The sequence below is a fragment of the Acinetobacter sp. YT-02 genome (assembly GCF_002412355.1).
In the GTDB taxonomy this organism is placed as follows: Bacteria; Pseudomonadota; Gammaproteobacteria; order Pseudomonadales; family Moraxellaceae; genus Acinetobacter; species Acinetobacter towneri.
Window position 1 is genome coordinate 1 of record NZ_NOZT01000027.1, and the last position, 17,918, is coordinate 17,918.

Annotated in this window: 15 protein-coding genes; 13 read left to right on the forward strand and 2 right to left on the reverse strand. The window is 40.5% G+C overall.

Features of this window, described 5'->3' with window-relative positions; genetic code table 11:
- The first annotated feature begins 258 nt into the window (after window positions 1–258).
- The 7 genes from CF596_RS08455 (at window position 259) to hisC (ending at window position 7,283) form a co-directional block, all read left to right on the forward strand.
- The gene (locus tag CF596_RS08455) at window positions 259–1,713 is read left to right on the forward strand and encodes an RNA polymerase factor sigma-54 (protein WP_096902099.1); all 1,455 of its coding nucleotides are present in this window, start codon (window positions 259–261) and stop codon (window positions 1,711–1,713) included.
- 166 nt (window positions 1,714–1,879) lie between these two features.
- Window positions 1,880–2,212, forward strand: a complete 333-nt coding sequence (raiA, locus tag CF596_RS08460) for a ribosome-associated translation inhibitor RaiA (RefSeq protein ID WP_096902101.1) — start codon at window positions 1,880–1,882, stop codon at window positions 2,210–2,212.
- Window positions 2,213–2,349: 137 nt separating this feature from the next.
- Window positions 2,350–2,601, forward strand: a complete 252-nt coding sequence (gene ibaG / locus CF596_RS08465) for a BolA family iron metabolism protein IbaG (protein ID WP_004975198.1) — start codon at window positions 2,350–2,352, stop codon at window positions 2,599–2,601.
- A 7-nt stretch (window positions 2,602–2,608) separates the two neighbouring features.
- Complete coding sequence (gene murA, locus CF596_RS08470) at window positions 2,609–3,865, forward strand: UDP-N-acetylglucosamine 1-carboxyvinyltransferase (protein ID WP_004975199.1); 1,257 nt, start codon at window positions 2,609–2,611, stop codon at window positions 3,863–3,865.
- The gene (gene hisG / locus CF596_RS08475; RefSeq protein ID WP_004975201.1) at window positions 3,865–4,569 is read left to right on the forward strand and encodes an ATP phosphoribosyltransferase; all 705 of its coding nucleotides are present in this window, start codon (window positions 3,865–3,867) and stop codon (window positions 4,567–4,569) included. The genes murA and hisG overlap by 1 nt, the downstream gene beginning before the upstream one ends.
- Before the next feature lie 186 nt (window positions 4,570–4,755).
- Window positions 4,756–6,063 carry a histidinol dehydrogenase gene (gene hisD / locus CF596_RS08480; protein ID WP_171324938.1) on the forward strand — a complete coding sequence of 436 codons (1,308 nt, stop codon included), beginning with the start codon at window positions 4,756–4,758 and terminating at the stop codon, window positions 6,061–6,063.
- Between the two features lie 131 nt (window positions 6,064–6,194).
- On the forward strand, window positions 6,195–7,283 hold the full coding sequence (gene hisC / locus CF596_RS08485; protein WP_096902107.1) for a histidinol-phosphate transaminase: 1,089 nt from the start codon (window positions 6,195–6,197) through the stop codon (window positions 7,281–7,283).
- 66 nt (window positions 7,284–7,349) lie between these two features.
- Here hisC and pabB read toward each other — a convergent pair whose 3' ends face one another.
- Window positions 7,350–8,690, reverse strand: coding sequence for an aminodeoxychorismate synthase component I (gene pabB / locus CF596_RS08490; RefSeq protein WP_096902109.1), 1,341 nt, complete (start codon window positions 8,688–8,690; stop codon window positions 7,350–7,352).
- A 255-nt stretch (window positions 8,691–8,945) separates the two neighbouring features.
- On the opposite strand from pabB, the gene CF596_RS08495 reads away from it, so the two are divergent.
- The 6 genes from CF596_RS08495 (at window position 8,946) to CF596_RS08520 (ending at window position 17,215) form a co-directional block, all read left to right on the forward strand.
- The gene (locus CF596_RS08495) at window positions 8,946–10,058 is read left to right on the forward strand and encodes a DUF6160 family protein (protein ID WP_096902111.1); all 1,113 of its coding nucleotides are present in this window, start codon (window positions 8,946–8,948) and stop codon (window positions 10,056–10,058) included.
- A 193-nt stretch (window positions 10,059–10,251) separates the two neighbouring features.
- Entirely contained in the window at window positions 10,252–11,085 is an 834-nt protein-coding gene (locus tag CF596_RS08500; protein WP_096902113.1) for a C39 family peptidase, read from the forward strand.
- A gap of 45 nt (window positions 11,086–11,130) precedes the next feature.
- Window positions 11,131–12,261 (forward strand): hypothetical protein, encoded by a 1,131-nt coding sequence (locus tag CF596_RS08505; RefSeq protein WP_096902116.1) that lies wholly within the window; start codon window positions 11,131–11,133, stop codon window positions 12,259–12,261.
- A gap of 12 nt (window positions 12,262–12,273) precedes the next feature.
- Entirely contained in the window at window positions 12,274–13,938 is a 1,665-nt protein-coding gene (locus tag CF596_RS08510) for an outer membrane protein transport protein (RefSeq protein WP_070154334.1), read from the forward strand.
- Window positions 13,932–15,284: a putative pilus assembly protein FilE gene (filE, locus tag CF596_RS08515; RefSeq protein ID WP_096902118.1), complete on the forward strand. Its 1,353-nt coding sequence runs from the start codon at window positions 13,932–13,934 to the stop codon at window positions 15,282–15,284. The genes CF596_RS08510 and filE overlap by 7 nt, the downstream gene beginning before the upstream one ends.
- A gap of 20 nt (window positions 15,285–15,304) precedes the next feature.
- Window positions 15,305–17,215 (forward strand): flagellar protein FilF, encoded by a 1,911-nt coding sequence (locus CF596_RS08520; protein WP_096902120.1) that lies wholly within the window; start codon window positions 15,305–15,307, stop codon window positions 17,213–17,215.
- Between the two features lie 101 nt (window positions 17,216–17,316).
- On the opposite strand, the gene CF596_RS08525 is transcribed toward CF596_RS08520, so the two are convergent.
- Complete coding sequence (locus CF596_RS08525) at window positions 17,317–17,865, reverse strand: NUDIX hydrolase (protein WP_026438436.1); 549 nt, start codon at window positions 17,863–17,865, stop codon at window positions 17,317–17,319.
- Window positions 17,866–17,918: the final 53 nt, after the last annotated feature.

Genomic DNA, 17,918 nt, shown 5'->3' on the forward strand with positions numbered 1-17,918 from the left:
CGCGCTGATGGTAGTGTGGGGTTACCCATGTGAGAGTAAGTCATCGCCAGCTCATTATTCGAACACCCTCAACTAGCGTTGAGGGTGTTTTTTATGTGGGAAAGAAAAGTAGAAAGAAATCTGAACAGAACTTCTGATTAAAATCTTTATGTCTTTTAATGAATCTATGTTATACCTAATAAAACGGCATAGAAATTGCTTATCAAAAACTTATATATTAAGTTGTTGAAAAACATAAATTTAAAAGAGTGGGTGAAAATGAAGTTATCGGTTGGATTAAAAGTTGCAAACTCCTTGTCACTGACACCGCAGTTACAACAAGCCATTCGTTTGCTTCAACTTTCGAGCTTGGAACTTGAGCAAGAAGTTCAAATTCAGTTGGATAGTAATCCCTTATTAGAAAAAGTCGAAGAACAAAGTAGTGTTGAAAGTTTATCCACCTTAGAAGAACAAGAACGTGATCAAAAGGATTTAACCAAAGAATTAAATGCAGATCATCTACCGAATGATTTGCCTGTCGATACAGACTGGGATGATGTGTACACCCATCTACCAACGAGTTTGGGCGCAGCGGAATATGAAGAGCGCGAGGATAATCGTCAGGGGCATTTAGGTTTAAAAGAGCACATGATGCAACAAATCAATCTGTTGCATTTTTCTCAAGTCGAGCAGCTCATTGCCTACTGTATTGTCGATGCTTTGGATGACAATGGTTTCTTGGATTGTGAAATATCTGAAATCACTACATCTGTGCAACATTTATTGATCTCCATGGAATACGAAGATGAAGTTGAAGACGATGAAGTTTTGGTCGTTTTGAAACATATTCAGCGTTTAGAGCCGATTGGTATTGGTTCGCGTAATTTGGCGGAATGTTTATCTATTCAGCTTGAAAGTTTGGCTACAGATGTGCCTTATCGGCAGGAAGCACTGCAACTCTTGCAGCATTATGAGTTATTAATTTCGAATGATTTAGCCAAGTTAATTAAGCAAACGGGTTTAAGCGCAGATCAGCTACAGCATGCAGTGGCTTTATTAAAAACCTTGAAAGCGCATCCTGGTACAGCATTTGAAGATCAGGAGTCAGATTATCAAATTCCAGATGTAGTGGTCAGTAAAAAGCAGGACCATTGGCAGGTGCAGCTGAATCCTGATGTTGTACCGAAGCTTAGAATCAATTCATTTTATGCCAATATGATTAAACGCGCAGATCAAAGCGAAGACAATCAATATTTGCGCAATCAAATGTTGGATGCAAAAAACTTTATTAAAAGTGTCGATGAGCGTCATAAAACTTTATTAAAAGTCGCAACCTGTATTGTGCAACATCAACGTGAATTTTTAGAAATTGGTGCTGAAGGAATGAAACCGTTGATTTTGCGTGATGTAGCTGATGAGGTGGAGTTGCATGAATCTACAGTTTCACGGGTGACCACCAATAAATATATGTTAACTCCACGTGGTTTATTTGAATTGAAATATTTCTTTTCAAGTCATGTTGGAACCTGTTCAGGTGGAGAAGCATCCTCAACTGCGATTCGCGCGAAGATTAAAAAGTTAATTGCAGATGAAAATCCACGTAAACCTTTGTCAGACAACACAATTGCAAACCTTCTTAAGGAAGAAGGAATTGATGTGGCACGTAGAACGGTTGCGAAATATCGTGAGTCATTAAATATTCCGTCATCTTCTGAACGAAAAGTCTTGATCTAGTTTTTAAAATCGGTCTATTCTAAGGATTCATTATGACCAAATAATGAATTTTTTTTGAAGGAATAGTTAGACATGATTTAAAGTGACCGCTGCAGTGATCTGTTATTTGGCAATCAATCATGTGAACTATGCCTTCCTAATCCTAATGAAGGTGAGGGATAGAATTATGCAAATAACAATTCGTGGACATCACTTAGCTATCACCCCTGCAATTGAAGAAAATATTCGACTTAAGTTTGCACAAATGACCAAACATCTGGATCAGGTCAATAGTATGCAGGTGAAATTAAGTAAAGATCATCAAATCGATAAACATTCTAAAAAAGGCAGTGCCAATCATATTGCTGAAGCGATTATTCGCTTGCCCGGCACCGAGCTGTTTGCGCAAGCTTGTGCGGATGATATGTATACTTCAATTAAGATGATGACAGAAAAATTAAAACGTCAGTTAGAGAAACATCGGAAGATGCAGTTGGATTATCAGCCTTTAGCCATCTAGTTAAAATGTGATTTAAAAAGAGGTTTTGGATAAACCTCTTTTTTATTGCGATAATGTATAGGATTAATGAATTATTTTTTCTATTTATAGTAAAATGACAGGTTTTTACACCGTTGGTCCTATAAGAGGTCTTTGTGATGAATAGTGAACAGCTCACTGAAATTTTAAAAGCTGCTTTTCCAGAGGCTGAAGTTGCTGTAAGTGGGCAAGGCGGCAAGTTTGATCTTCGTATTGTAGATAATCAGTTTGAAGGTAAGCGTCCTGTTGCTCGTCAACAAGCAGTGTATGCACCATTGAATAGCTATATTGCCAGCGGTGAAGTTCATGCGGTTACAATTCGTGCAATGACACAAGAAGAATGGCGTAAAGCAAGCTTATTTGGAGCTTAATAATTTAATGGATAAATTTTTAATTCAGGGCGGTAATAAGCTCGAAGGTGAAGTGCGTATTTCTGGTGCAAAAAATGCAGCCTTGCCACTTCTTGCTGCAATGATTCTTGCAGAAACGCCAATTACATTGAAAAATGTTCCAAATTTAAAAGATGTAAATACCTTGGTGAAGTTGATCGCAGGCTTGGGCATTAAAATGTCTTATGAAGGCGATACAGTCATTGCAGATACCTCAACGTTGGACAACCAATTTGCACCTTATGAATTGGTAAAAACCATGCGTGCCTCTATTTTGGTGCTTGGCCCATTGGTTGCGCGCTATGGTAGTGCAAAAGTATCTTTGCCAGGGGGGTGTGCAATAGGCTCACGTCCTGTCGATCAACATCTTAAAGCACTTGAAGCTTTAGGCGCAGAAATTGAAGTTGAAAATGGCTATGTAAATGCCAAAGTCAATGGTCGCCTTAAAGGTGGCGAAGTGGTCTTTGATATGGTCACTGTTGGCGGTACAGAAAACATTCTCATGGCTGCGGTATTGGCAGATGGTGTTACCACTATTCGTAATGCTGCACGTGAACCTGAAATTACCGACCTTGCGCAAATGCTCATCAAAATGGGCGCTAAAATTGAAGGTTTAGACACCGATACTTTAGTGGTTACAGGTGTTGAACACTTGCATGGTTGTGAGTATTCAGTAGTTGCTGACCGTATCGAAACAGGTTCTTATTTGGCTGCAGCTGCAATTACGGGCGGTAAAATCAGAACCACACATACCGATCCTGCCTTGCTAGAATCTGTGTTAGATAAGTTTGAAGAAATGGGTGCGGAAGTCACACGTGGCGATGACTGGATTGAACTGGACATGATGGGCAAGCGCCCTAAAGCCGTGAGTTTCAGAACTTTACCACATCCTGAATTTCCAACAGACATGCAAGCACAGTTAATGGCGGTGAATGCGATTGGACGCGGTTTTGCTACCATTTCGGAAACTATTTTTGAAAACCGTTTTATGCATGTCCCTGAGTTGTCACGTATGGGTGCCAATATTCAGGTAGAAGGCAATGATGCGGTGGTGACAGGCGTAGAAAAACTTTCTGCTGCACCTGTTATGGCAACTGATTTACGTGCCTCATTCTCGTTGGTGTTAGCAGCATTGGCGGCAGAAGGCGAAACATTGATTGACCGTATTTATCATATTGATCGCGGTTATGAAAATGTAGAACAAAAGTTACAAGGTTTAGGCGCCCAAATTAAGCGAGTAAATTGATGAATGACATGAGAAACGATGATCCAAATTTTGACGTCATGGGCAATTTTGATCATGGTTTAACTTTGGCATTAAGTAAGGGGCGAATTTTAAAAGAAACTTTGCCTTTATTGGAAACTGCGGGAATTAATTTACTGGAAGATCCAGATAAATCACGTAAGTTGATTTTTCCAACCACACATAAACAAGTGCGTATTTTAATTTTACGTGCCTCTGATGTACCAACTTATGTTGAAAATGGTGCGGCAGATATTGGGGTTGCGGGTAAAGACGTGCTGATGGAGCATGGCGCTCAAAATGTATATGAGCCGCTGGATCTGAAAATTGCCAATTGTAAATTAATGACTGCGGGCAAAGTTGGTATGCAGCGTCCAAAAGGTCGTTTAAAAATTGCCACTAAATATGTGAATTTGACCCGTCAATATTATGCCAGCTTAGGTGAGCAGGTTGATGTCATTAAACTCTATGGCTCAATGGAATTAGCACCATTGGTCGGTTTGGGTGATTACATTGTCGATGTGGTTGATACAGGTAATACTTTACGTGCCAACGGTTTAGAGCCGCTAGAAGAAATCTGTAAAGTATCTTCACGTTTAATTGTCAATAAAGCCAGTTTTAAGCGCAAGCAAGATTTGCTCAATCCAATTTTGGCACAACTTGAAAAAGCTGTGGCAGAACGAGAGTTGGCAAAACAATCTGCTTAACTTTGTATCCATCATCCTGCCTTCTCAAAAAACCGTCATTCAATGGCGGTTTTTTTATGTTCGTGCATGATTCTGTTCTTGAATGATTTCGAACGTGAATTTCCATCAAAACATACTGCTTTCGCCATGTATAGATTCCCACAAAGCCCTAGAAACAAGGTAAACTAAACTTTTCTATCAAACCTTGTGGGTAAATTGATGCGACGTTTATCGACTCAAGATCAAAGCTTTAAACAAGCCTTTGCAGACTTGTTGGCTTTTGAAACTGTCAGTGATCCTGAACTTTTAAAAACTGTAGATCAAATTATTGCTGATGTGCGTCAGCACGGTGATGCTCAGGTTCTTAAACTCACTCAACAGTTCGATCGACATCCAGCGCATCAATTTTCAGAACTTGAGTTAAGTCAGGAACAACTGAAAGCCGCATTTGATGCTTTAGATAACGAAGTTCGTGAAGCTTTGGAATTGGCTGCTGTACGTATTCGTGAATTTCACCAAGCGCAAAAGCAGGATGGCTGGACTTATGTTGATGCTTTGGGCAATACACTTGGGCAAAAAGTCACGCCATTAGATCGCGTTGGTATTTATGTACCGGGTGGTTTGGCATCTTATCCATCTTCTGTGCTCATGAATGCCGTGCCTGCGCATGTTGCTGGTGTACCTGAAATTATTATGGTGGTACCTGCACCGAATGGTGAACTCAATCCATTGGTTTTGGCGGCTGCATATTTAGCAGGGGTGACTCGTGTATTTACCATTGGCGGAGCGCAAGCTGTTGCTGCATTGGCTTATGGTACAGAAACCATCCCATCGGTAGATAAAATTACGGGGCCGGGTAACCGCTTTGTGGCGGCTGCAAAACGTGCTGTGTTTGGTCAGGTCGGCATTGATATGATTGCAGGGCCATCCGAAATTTTGGTTTATGCCGAAGGTGAAAATAATCCTGAATGGTTGGCGATGGATTTACTTTCCCAAGCCGAGCACGACACGGTTGCACAATCTATTTTTATTACACCAGATGCGCAATTGCTGAATCAGGTTGAACAAGCGATTGAACAGCACTTGGCGAATTTGCCTAAAGCTGAAATTGCCCGCACTTCTATTGCAAATCGTGGTGCATTGATCTTAGTCAAAGATCGTCAAGAGGCGATTGAATTGATCAACCAAGTTGCGCCCGAACACTTGGAGTTGTGTATGGATGATCCACAAGTGATGGCAGAAGAAATTCGTCATGCGGGTGCGATCTTTATGGGGCGCTATACACCAGAAGCTATTGGTGATTATTGTGCAGGGCCAAACCACGTATTACCAACGTCGGGTACAGCACGTTTTTCATCGCCATTGGGTGTTTACGATTTCCAAAAACGCTCAAGTCTGATTATGTGTTCAGCTGAGGGCGTGAAAAGTTTGGCGAAAACCGCTGATATTTTAGCGAAGCAGGAAAATCTGGATGCGCATGCACGATCAGCACGTTATCGTTATCAATCTAAATAGCATTACAACCTCTCCCTGACCCTCTCCTAATAAAGAGAGGGGAATTTAAACCACACAAATTTTGTGTCTTTAGTAATGAAAATTCCTCTCCCTTTGGGAGAGGTTAGGAGAGGGTTTAAAGAGAATACAAAATGAATATCACAGCAGAACAAATGCGTTTTTGGAGCCCTGAAGTACGTGAGCTAGAGCCTTATGTACCGGGTGAGCAGCCAAAAATTCAAAATTTATTAAAATTGAATACCAATGAAAACCCGTATCCACCTTCGCCTAAAGTGGTGGAAGCGGTGCAAAAGGTTTTAGAAAACTCGGCAGATGCACTGCGTTTATATCCAGATCCAGATGCGTCTGAGCTTAAGCAAGCCATTGCGAAACAGCAAAATGTAGCTGTTGGAAATGTCTTTGTTGGCAATGGTTCAGATGAAGTCCTTGCACATATTTTTAAGGCTTTTTTTGTTCAGGAACAGCCGTTACTGTATCCGGATATCAGCTATAGTTTTTACCCTGTATATAGTCAATTTTTTGGGGTAAAAACTAAAATTTTGCCTTTAAATGATGATTTTGAAATTGTAGTTGATGACTATAAGCAAGCCAATGGTGGCATTATCATCACCAATCCGAATGCACCGACCAGTATTGCTTTAGGTTTAAGCGCTATTGAAGAAATTTTACAGGCCAATCCAAATTCAGTGGTCGTGATTGATGAGGCTTATGTCGATTTTGGTGCAGAGTCTGCAGTGAAATTGGTGGAAAAGTACGAGAATCTAGTGGTGTGTCAAACCACCTCTAAATCACGTTCTTTGGCAGGTTTACGTGTTGGTTTTGCGATTGCACAACCACATTTAATTGCCGCATTGGAAGCCGTAAAAAATAGTTTTAACTCTTATCCAATGGATCGTTTTGCCATTGCAGCTGCGGTGGCATCTTTTCAAGATCAGGCGTATTTTGAAGCCCAATGCCAAAAAGTTATTGCTAGCCGTGAGAAATTGGTGACGGATTTAACGAGCTTGGGCTTTAAGATATTGCCATCACACGCCAACTTTATTTTTGCATCACATCCTCAACAGGATGCGGGTGAATTAGCTGCAGCATTACGTGAACGCGGTATTATTGTGCGTTATTTTAATAAACCACGCATCAATCAATATTTGCGCATTACTATTGGTACAGATGATCAAAATCAACGCTTAGTAGATACTTTAAAATACGATATTTTGGCTTAATTGTTAAAATATCGTAGAGGCGAGTGAAGCATTGAATTCACTCGCTTTTTTTGTTTTTGCGACATGCTATTGCGCAGGTTTGTACCAGCGGTTCAATAAGTCCAACATCGCTGAAACCTTGTCAAAACATTCTTGATATTCTGCTTCACAAACAGATGCAATCGTGACGCCACCACCAGCCCATAATGAAACATCTTGCTGATATTTCTGAATAGAACGGATCAGGATATTCCAAGAACCCGTTCCATCGGCATCAAAATAACCCATAGAGCCGCAATAGGCGCCACGTGCTGCACCTTCGAGTTCATCTATAATTTGCATGGCACGAATTTTCGGTGCGCCTGTAATTGACCCACCTGGCAAGGCAGACATCAACACATCAAAAGGATTCATCTCGGCTTTTAGTGTTGCGGTCACTTCACTGACCATGTGATGCACTTGGTTAAAAGACTCAATATTGAATAACTTTGGCGTTTTGACGCTGCCAGTTTCGGCATAAACACTTAAATCATTACGTAATAAATCCACAATCATCACATTTTCAGCCTGATCTTTTTTAGATTCACTTAATTGTTGTTTCGATTGTCGGTCTAATTCAGGATCGCCATAACGTGGCATCGTGCCCTTAATGGGTTTTGTGGTAATTTTTCGATTTTCCTCAAAATCGATAAAGAGTTCGGGCGAACAACTTAAAATTTCAAAATCACCAATACGTAAATAACCTGCATAAGGTGCATTGGTCAGTTGCCAAAACTGAGCTGCAGTCTCTAAAAGTTGACCTTGAGCCTCAGCGCTAAACTCTTGCGTAAGATTAATTTGATAACAATCTCCTGCCACTATATAGTCTTGAACATGTTGAAAGGCGCGTTGGTAATCTGTGAAATTCCAGCGGGCTTGACACTTTTGGCTTAATTGGAACTGTTCAATTATGGTTGATTGAGTATATAAATTTAAAATAAAATCAAAGATTTGAGTAGCAGCATCGTCTGAACTATAAAAATACCAGCCATCAGTTTCTTGCTGTAAATAGCTTTTAAATTGACCTAAAAAAATACTTGGCTGGGGACGAGACTGCATATTGATGTGTTGCTGTGCTGCTGCATCATACGAAACAAACCCCATTACACTGCAAAATGGGGCGGTGTCAGCATCTTCTAAAGCACCGAGATGAGCTGTTAAATCTAATTGAGTTGGACTTAATTCATATTGATCCAATGCCGTTTTTTGAAAGTAAAAATGTTGATGGTTTTGTTCCACACAATAGCGTTCAGCCAAAAAAGCAATACGTGCCTTTCCATTATTTTGCAAATAAATACAATGTGAAAGTGCTGCCAAAGCTTGCAAAATTCTTGCAGCCTCATATTCAGGTTCACAGAATAATTTTTTAAAATGAGTAGGATAGGACATAAAGCGTAAACAGCTGAGAGATTTTAAAAGGCTATTTTACATGATTGCAGCAGATAAAAAGCAAATAACCGTTTGTCGGTAAGATGTGGATTGCGACCAACAGCAGTTGAACAAAAAATAACTCAGATATACCTTTGTATGTGCAAACCGGCTACTCAAGGAATGTGTGTCAGTGTTGTCCTCATCAAATAAAAACACAATCACTGGCACTGAGTGGTAAAACCAAAAAAATAATACTCTCGGGAGAGTAACAAGATGAAAAAATTTACTAAACTTGCTTTGGTATCATCAATCGCGTTAACGACAAATGCAATGGCAATGCAGGCAATGGACGATACTGCATTAAGCGCAACTACTGGTCAAGATGGTTTAAGCATCGGGATTGGTATTTCTAAAATCGAAATTGAAAAACTTTTAATCCATGATAACGATGGTTTGGTTAGTGATGGTGCCAAAGCAGCAGTTGCTCCTGTCTTAGATGCGAATGGTAATGTTGTAACTCCTGGTACACCAGCTGTTCTCGGTTCTCTAGGCGGCACAAACAAAGCTGGTGCAATTGTTGTCAAGGGCAATGGTATTGCTGGAGATGCAAACGAAAAGCATGGTATTGTGATTGGTGCAAACTACGATGATAACGGCAATTACTTGTTAGCTTCTCGTAACTTAGCAGACTTGGTTATTGATACGGATGCAGGTACAAGTGCTACAGGTGGTGCATTTATTAATGTTGCAGCTCAAGTATCAGGCTTAGATATCAAGATTGGTGAAATTGGTGTATCTGCATCAAATGCTGAAAATACAAGTACAACCTCTATCCGCCGTGGTAATGATGATACTAACTATAATGCAATTTTATCTGGTTTAACTTTAAAAACAGGTAAAATGGATGCCAACATCCAATTAGGCGCAGCGCCACAAGGTGCAATGGTTAAATTGAATACCAAAATGATTGGTGGTTTAGAAATTAAAAACTTAGGTATTTTGGATAATTCAACCAAAGGAGAAGCTGTAGGGGTTGTGAAGATTAATGGTACAGATACAGCTATAACAACAAAGGAAGCGGGTGAAATCTTTATTGAAAGCATTAAAATTGCGGATGTTGACAGTAAAGACTTGACGTTAAATCAAAGTATCCAAGTATTTAATGATGCTTATGTTGGTGGTGGTAATAATGTCGGTAAGGCGGCACATATTCGTATTGTCAGCAATGACACTGGTGCCAAAGACCAATATATTAAAGGTATCCATTTAGGTAGTCGTACTGCTGCTTCTATTGGTGATATGGAAGTTCAAGGTCTTCAAACTTACTACAGTACTTCTCAGGGTAGCTACACGAAGGGTGCTGTTATCACCATTTCTGGTCACTAATTTAAAAACTGAAAAAGCGCGTGAATTCACGCGCTTTTTTTTACAAATAAACTGATGAGTTCGCAAAAAAAATATAGAAAGCCCTTTTTTTTTTCTATAAAACGAGTATCTTTCTAAATACAAGGAAGTAGAGTGAAAACTCTAAAATAAAAATATTAGGCAGGTATTGCCGAGAATTAAAAAGTAAAAATATATGTTAGAGATCGCTTTGGGCTCGGCATTGATCTATTACGCTGCCACACAAGCCTTTGATTTAAAAGAACAGCATCCTGAAACTGTGCGTTACACAGAAACTTTGGATTCTAGAAATAATTCCTTTACCCGTATGCACAGAGAGCCTGTGCAAATTAAACCTGCTTTAGAAGATCAATTTCGCGGAATTGTGCGCCAAGCCTATGACTACAGTTGTGGTTCTGCAGCTTTAACAACCTTGCTGAATGGTTATGTAGGAACACAATTAAACGAGCAACAAACCATGAGTGGCTTGCTGCGTTATGGAGAATACGACCGAATTATTGAACGTCGTAGTTTTTCGCTATTGGATATGAAGCGCTTTGTCGCAGCTTTGGGCATGGAAAGTGGTGGATATCGCGGGGAGTTTTCGGATTTAGTGAAACAAGGGCAGCCTGCAATTGTGCCGATTTCCTATGCAGGTTTTAAACATTTTGTGGTGTATAAGGCATATAAAAATGGACGTGTCTATGTGGCAGACCCTGCATTAGGCAATATCAGTTTCGATGAAGAACGCTTTAAGGAAGTCTGGGAAAATAACACCTTATTTCTAATTAATGTCGCACCGCAAAATCGTCAAACTATGTTGGCATTACAAGAAAAAGACTTGCGTCATGTGGAAGACGCAACAGTGAATCGTTATGCCTTTGTTGATATTCAATATCCACAATTTGCGATGGAAAAAATAGCCGATAAAGCATCGACAATACGTCTAGAGCGTAATGTAAATAAAGATTCTGAAAATTACGGACAGTACGAGCATCGTTTTTTAAGACTCTACTACAAAAACAAATAATCAGTTGTTCACGAAATACAAAAATAAAAATGGAAGGGGTAAATCATGGATCGTAAATGGATGAATAAAACCTTATTGGCTCTCAGTATTCAAATGGTATTTGGGGTGGCTTATGCCGCAGAGGAGCCGCAATTAGGGGAATATGAAACCACAACTGAACAGGCAGAAGTATCAGATACAGCAGCATCAACTGCAGATACAAGTGCTGAAACAAATAGTGCGGTTGTCGCTGCAAATGGTGCACAAGCAGCATCATCTGCTTTGCAACAGCAAGAGGGCGACGCAACCAAAGAGGCGAATTTAGAGGAAGTGTTTACCTCGAATGAGCGTCAATACTCGCTCATGAAACAAGGTGATATTTCATCTTATTATGATATTGATTATACCTACCATCGTGATACGCAGCTCGACCTTGAAATGGCTCAAGGTCAGTTGTATCAGCTTCGTGTGCAAGAAAATGCGTCCCACGCATTAACTAACACCTTCACCGCACAATATGGTTTGCGTGACAATTTAACTTTATCTGCTTCTGTACCATTGGTTGCAAAGTCAGACTTGTTAAAAGATGCCACGGCAGCAGGCTTGGGGGATATTTCTTTAGGTGCACGTTGGGAGCCATTCCCATTAAAAGCGGGGCGTTTACCTTTAATTTTATTCGCAAATTTATCGACCAAAACGGGGGATAGTCCTTACGAGATTAATCCTGTTAAAGATTTATCAACAGGTAAGGGTTACTACTCTGCAGGCATCGGTGCAAGTACGCGTAAGTATATTGACCCAGTTGTATTGTTTGCTTCTGCTTCAGCCAACTATGGTTTTAAAGAAAGCGGTCTCAATCAAATTCGCGGTAGCCGTATTATTGAAGAGTTTGAGCCAGGGATTAGTGGTGGTTTTGCTTTTGGTTTTGCTTATTCGTTTAACTACGATGTGTCGATGACCATGTCCTATCAGCAAAGCTTTAATACAGGTTCGGAGTTTACTTATCATACGGGTGAAAGCTATTCACCTGCAGACCAGACCAGTTCGACTTTGGCTATTTCATTAGGCGTTCGCGTTTCACCTGAAACCATTGTGAATGGTACGGTAGGAATCGGTCTGACCGAAGACGCGCCAGACGTATCACTTGGTTTGTCATTCCCACTGGATATTCTCGGTTTCGGTAAAAAAATTCGCTAAGAGGCTAGTCGCATGAAAATGATACGACTTCGCCCGTTAGTGACTGCAATTATACTGTCGGGCTGTTCAGGGGCTGCTTTTGCGCAGCTCGGACAGAACTTATCTGTCGATATTCGTTCTTTGACTATGGGGAATGCTGTAACCGCAGACCCTCCAGGCATTAGTGCGATTCACTTTAACCCTGCCGCACTGACCAAAATTGAAGGTTTGCAAACAGATGTGCAAGGGGTATTGGCACATTTTGATGTACAGCGTGAGCTTTCCGTTCCAGCAGGTTATGACGTATTTGGTTATTCTGATGACCCTGTGGTGTGTAACGATGGACCAGAAATTTTGGCCGATTTTTGTACCGATTTTAAAGGTACAGTACAAGCCGATGTAGAATATCCAACGCTGTATGTCCCGATTCTGAAAAAATTTGTCGATTTGGGTAAAGGCATGCCACTGGCAGCGCCAACCAACGGTATTGCCTATAATCCACCAGGTTCCAAAGTGACCTTTGCCACCGCATTATATGCGCCGTTGATTGCGGGCTTTGGTGCCGAAAATGGTAACCCTGGTAACTTTATGGGACAACAGGTTGCCTTAGAGCGTATTACTTATCTTTCTCCATCTATCGCCTATCAAGTCAATGATGAATTGTCAGTCGGTGCGTCAATAGGGATGTCTTACCAAGCCATCGCCATGAATACCGATTTACGCTTCCCGAATGAACTGATCGGGATGTTACGTATGGTGGATGAAGTGGTCTGTACGCCATTTAAAGAAAACGCCAATATCATCACCGATATTTTGTTGCTCGGGATTTGTAATGCCGAAGAAGGCATGAATCCATTTTCCCGTTTTGGGCAAATGCAACTGGCGGTTGAGCAAAGTTTAAGCCCGAGTTATAACTTGGGTATTTTGTGGGAACCGACAGAAGATTTTAGCTTTGGTATGGTGTATCAGAGTGCAGCTAAAATGCGCTTAAAGGGCAAATATCATATTGATAACTCGAAAGCACCGCGTGAGTTAATTAATGGTTTGATGTCTTCACCAACAGGTCAGATTTTAGCGGCAATTTTAGGTTTCCCAAGTTATATTCCAGCCAGTGAGTCTGGTTTGGTTTCTATGGATTTTGAATATCCTGCGCACTTTCAAGCGGGGATAAAATATAAAGTCATGCCTGATTTACAAGTCAATTTTGATGTGGGCTGGACTGACTATAAAGCATGGGATAAATTCAAATTCGAGTTTGACCGTCAAATCTCGGCATTAAAAATTGCAAAATTGCTTTCGGAGCATGTGTCTGATGACAGTTTAGCTTTGCCATTAGAGTTTAAGTCACCGTGGAACTGGGGTGTTGGCATCGAATATTCAGCCACAGACCGTTTAAAACTGCGTGCGGGTTATGAACCACGTGGTAGTGCGATTCCTGACAATAAACGTAACACTATGGTACCAATTAATAATGCACGTTTATTCGGTCTGGGTGTGGGATATCGTTTTGATGCAGATACAGATCTTGATTTATCCATCGGCTTTTTACAAAGTAAGGATAAAATTCCAGCCAATACCAGTAGCTTAGCCAATAAGGAAGGTGTGAATAACCTGCTGTTAAACCCTTATGCGGGTTTGAATGTGAAAACGGATACAAAAATTACAATTCTTGGATTGAGTTATAGAACACGATGGTAAGTTCAGTACGGAAAATAAAACGGACTTTATTTTCAAAGTCGATACTCACACTGATTTTCAGTATGGGATCGGTGTGTTACGCGAATCAGTTTTACACCATTATTGGACCAGATGGTCGTCCAATTGTGGTGCAGCGTAATGCTGCAGAAAAAAAGCAAACGATACAGGCGTTGGAAACCGCACAACAGCAAAAGCAAGTCCAACAAAAGCAACTACAAGAAAACCAACAACAAGACCAGTTTAAGCAAGACAAGGTGCATCAAGTACAGCAGATAACTGCTCAAACATCCGTTCAGGTATCTAAAAATATTTCTGTTCAGGCGAGCAAGCAACTGAATTTGTCTAAGCCGAATATCTCAGAACAATCCGCTATGTCACAAAATCAGGCTAGTCAAAGCAAAGAGAACTCATCATTGCGTGCATCACACACTGAGCCAAATGCAGCGCAGCAAGAAATTTCCAGTGCGGAATCTGTTCATCAAACAGGATTCACTAAAGAAGTGATGATCAACAAAGTTGCTGTTAAACCATCTGTGTTAGAGGGGTTACAACAGCTTCCTCAGCAATTTGCGATTGATCCATCCACAGTGTCTGTCTCTAAAAAAACACCAGATCAAGCATCGCATACATCTGCCCAACAAACGGGTTTTATGGAGATGGCGGGTGAACAGTATGTTAAAAGTGAGTATTTGGAAGATCAGGAGTTTAATTTAGAAGGAAAAAAACGCTTTTACAGTATGCCAGAAGGCATGATTGACACAAAAAATGGCGGCGGTACTCGCATGCAAGTGGTCGAACGTGAACGTGGTGTAAGCCGTTCCATTCTCAATAAATTATTTAAAAAGCAATCGGTTGCTGAACCTCAAGCCATTGTTTTGGCTGCAGACTATTATCGTGTTAATCAAGCTGAAGCAATTGAAGGGTTGGGGCAGCAATGTTTTGCTGAAAGCAAAAAAAATAAAGTCAAAACTTTAAAAGCACAACAAGATTTAAATTTGTGGCCTAGAGCTCCCTTAACCGAAAAATTTGATTATGAATTGGTGAAGTTAGAAGGCAATATTCAAAATATTCAAATCAACTCTTATGCTACGAAGCAAAATCAACCTACCTTTTATTGGCCTTTTGTGGTTTTTCTGGATCAAAAAGGCTGTGTGATTGAAGGTGCTGGTGGTTTTAGAAATCAGGATACTGCAGGCAATGTCTTACAACATGAGGTGATAGAGGGCATGCTGCAACTTCCAAAAAATAGCCACTATGTATTATTAACGCCATTGGCTTCTGCAGTGGATATGGAACATCGCGCGCTCAGTAACCAAGGGCAATTAAAACTCATTGCGATACGCTAACAACAATAAGAGAATTCAGGATGAAAACAAGACATATTTTACCTTTTGCAACGACAGCATTGATGGCGGCATTGAGTGGCTGTGGTGGAGAAAGTGCCAATATTAATCCAGAGCCTAATGCTGTGGCGTATATCAACGGGAGTTGTGCCAGTACAGCAAAAAACTGCGTGGAATTTGCATTGGATTATCCTGTGGATGGTTTGAATTTTACCTGTAGCAGTGATACCAGTAAAACCTACATCACCATGATTGAGCCGAAAAGTAATGCGGCAACAGGTAAATGTAGTGAAGGAGATAAAGTCCACTTCTTTATTCAGGAAAAGACCAATCAATATATTGATTTAGGGACAGTATCATTGTCTGATATTGGAATGGTCAGTACTGCAGGTGCGGGTTATCCACGTTTAAGTGTGTTAGATATGGCACGTGGATTAACAGGACGCCAAGCAACGAGTTTAAGTAGTAGTGACGAAACGATACAGGTCGCGACTGCAATTGTACGCTTGCTACAAGCACTTTCTGTTGAAGGTGGAGGAACCATTGCAGGTGATATTCAGCCTTTAACGATTACGACACTCAAAAAAGAACAATTGGCAAATATTGCTGAGTCCGTTGAGGTTGGTGACTATCGTTCAGGGGCTTATGCCAGTATTTTACGCCCGTGGGTAGATGTGTCACAGGTATCTCAAGATGATGCTTATCAAGCATTAAACACCTTGGTTTACATGAATAACTCGGCATCTTATCAAGCTAACTATCCAATTTTAGCCAAAGAAGATTCACAATTACCACAAGGTTTATATGGCTGTAATTTGGCAGACTGTAAATCTACGGTCGCAGATTTGAAACACCTCATTGGGCAATATCAACTAATCACAGACCGTTCTGGATATACCTTCGGTTATGGTATGCAATGGAAAGGTGCGGTGTCTGCAAACACGACCAACCCAATTTTAACGGTGAGTGGTGAATTGATTCGTAAAGTACGTCCTGAGCGTATGGTAGCAGCAGCACAAACCACATGGGTCAACCCATTGAATAAACGTATTCAGGGGCCATTCCGTTTTAGTGTGAATGACAATGCGGCTGATGATTTTAAAATTACCCAAGGTAAGGTGTTTAATGATTATTTAATTGCAGGCACGGAAGGTTTTTATAAATTATTGACCAAATCTACAACAGCGAATCCTGCAGATTATGGTCAATGGCAACAAACCATAGGTACCGATCAGTTCAAAGGTTCTTTTGATGCCTATAAATTCTTTTCTGTGAACTTTTTGGATAATCGCGTTTTTAAAACCCAGAAAAATGTACCTTTAGGCAGTCGCTATATTTTCCCAATTTATGCAACCTTGACCTTTAATTTTGATGGCGGAACGACTACAGATAGCATCAAATTAGGTGTTGTTTTAGATGAGGATGGCAATATTCGTACAGATATAGCACCAAATGCCACAGAAACCGATATGTCTGGTCAGTGTGCAGCAATTCGTCAGTCTGGTGCTGAATATGTTGATACAAATGGTGTGCAGCAATACCGTATAGGTGTGTTAGGTGCAACCGATATCGACAATAAAGCAGTCACTTTACGTATGATTTTAGCCAATCCAAAATTTCATAAACTTGATGGCGCAGTCATTGGTTTGAATACCAAAATTGAAGCGGTTGAAGGTGGAAATGGTCAAGTGGTGGGCGGTGCACGTGCCAATATTGGCAATTTAGTTGCAGCCAACTCTACACGTATTACATTGTCTGATTTCAATGGCTCAACAGTGAAGTGGAGCAATATTTATCATGCGCAACTTGCAACTTACGTGACTCAAAACCCTGCTTTAGCAACTGATGCAGATAAAGCTTTGGTGAAAGCCCAAGGTGGAGCTGTAAGTCTAGATGTTGCTGAGTGTTATAACCCAAATAAAGTGCGTATTTAGCATTAATTTTAGGTGACATAGTGATGAAAATAGCCCACTTTAGAGTGGGCTATTTATTATTCGAATTTTAGCTTGATTCAAATGAACATCATGTGGGGTTTTTAACCCGTATGATCTGTACGTGAACCTAAGGTTTCTAAGTGGGTCGTAAAATGATTGTTTTTTCGATCTGCAAAGTAGTGTTGTAAAGTACGTTCTACACTTGGGAAAGCCAATTCAGACCACGGAATTTCATCTTCACTAAACAAGCGTGATTCGATGGTTTCTTCACCTGCACCAAATTGACCATTCAACAATTGAGCTTTGAACAGCACATAAATTTGCCCAATCCGTGGAATGTTATACATGCAATAAAGTTGTTCGATTTCAATTTCCGCTTCGGCTTCTTCGCGGGTTTCACGGGCAGAACCTTGCTCCATGGTTTCAAACATTTCCATATAGCCTGCGGGTAAAGTCCACAAACCATAGCGTGGTTCAATTGCACGACGACACAACAATACTTTATTTTCCCAAACGACCAATGCACCACAAATGACTTTTGGATTGACATAGTGAATATTGCCACATGCGCTACACACTTGACGTAATTGCTGATCGCCAAGCGGAATTTTCGTTGTTGTTTTTTGTCCACAATTTCCACAAAAGTTCATAGTGATCGTCATTGTTGAAGGGAGTTCTCAGAATAACTGAAAATTTCAACTTT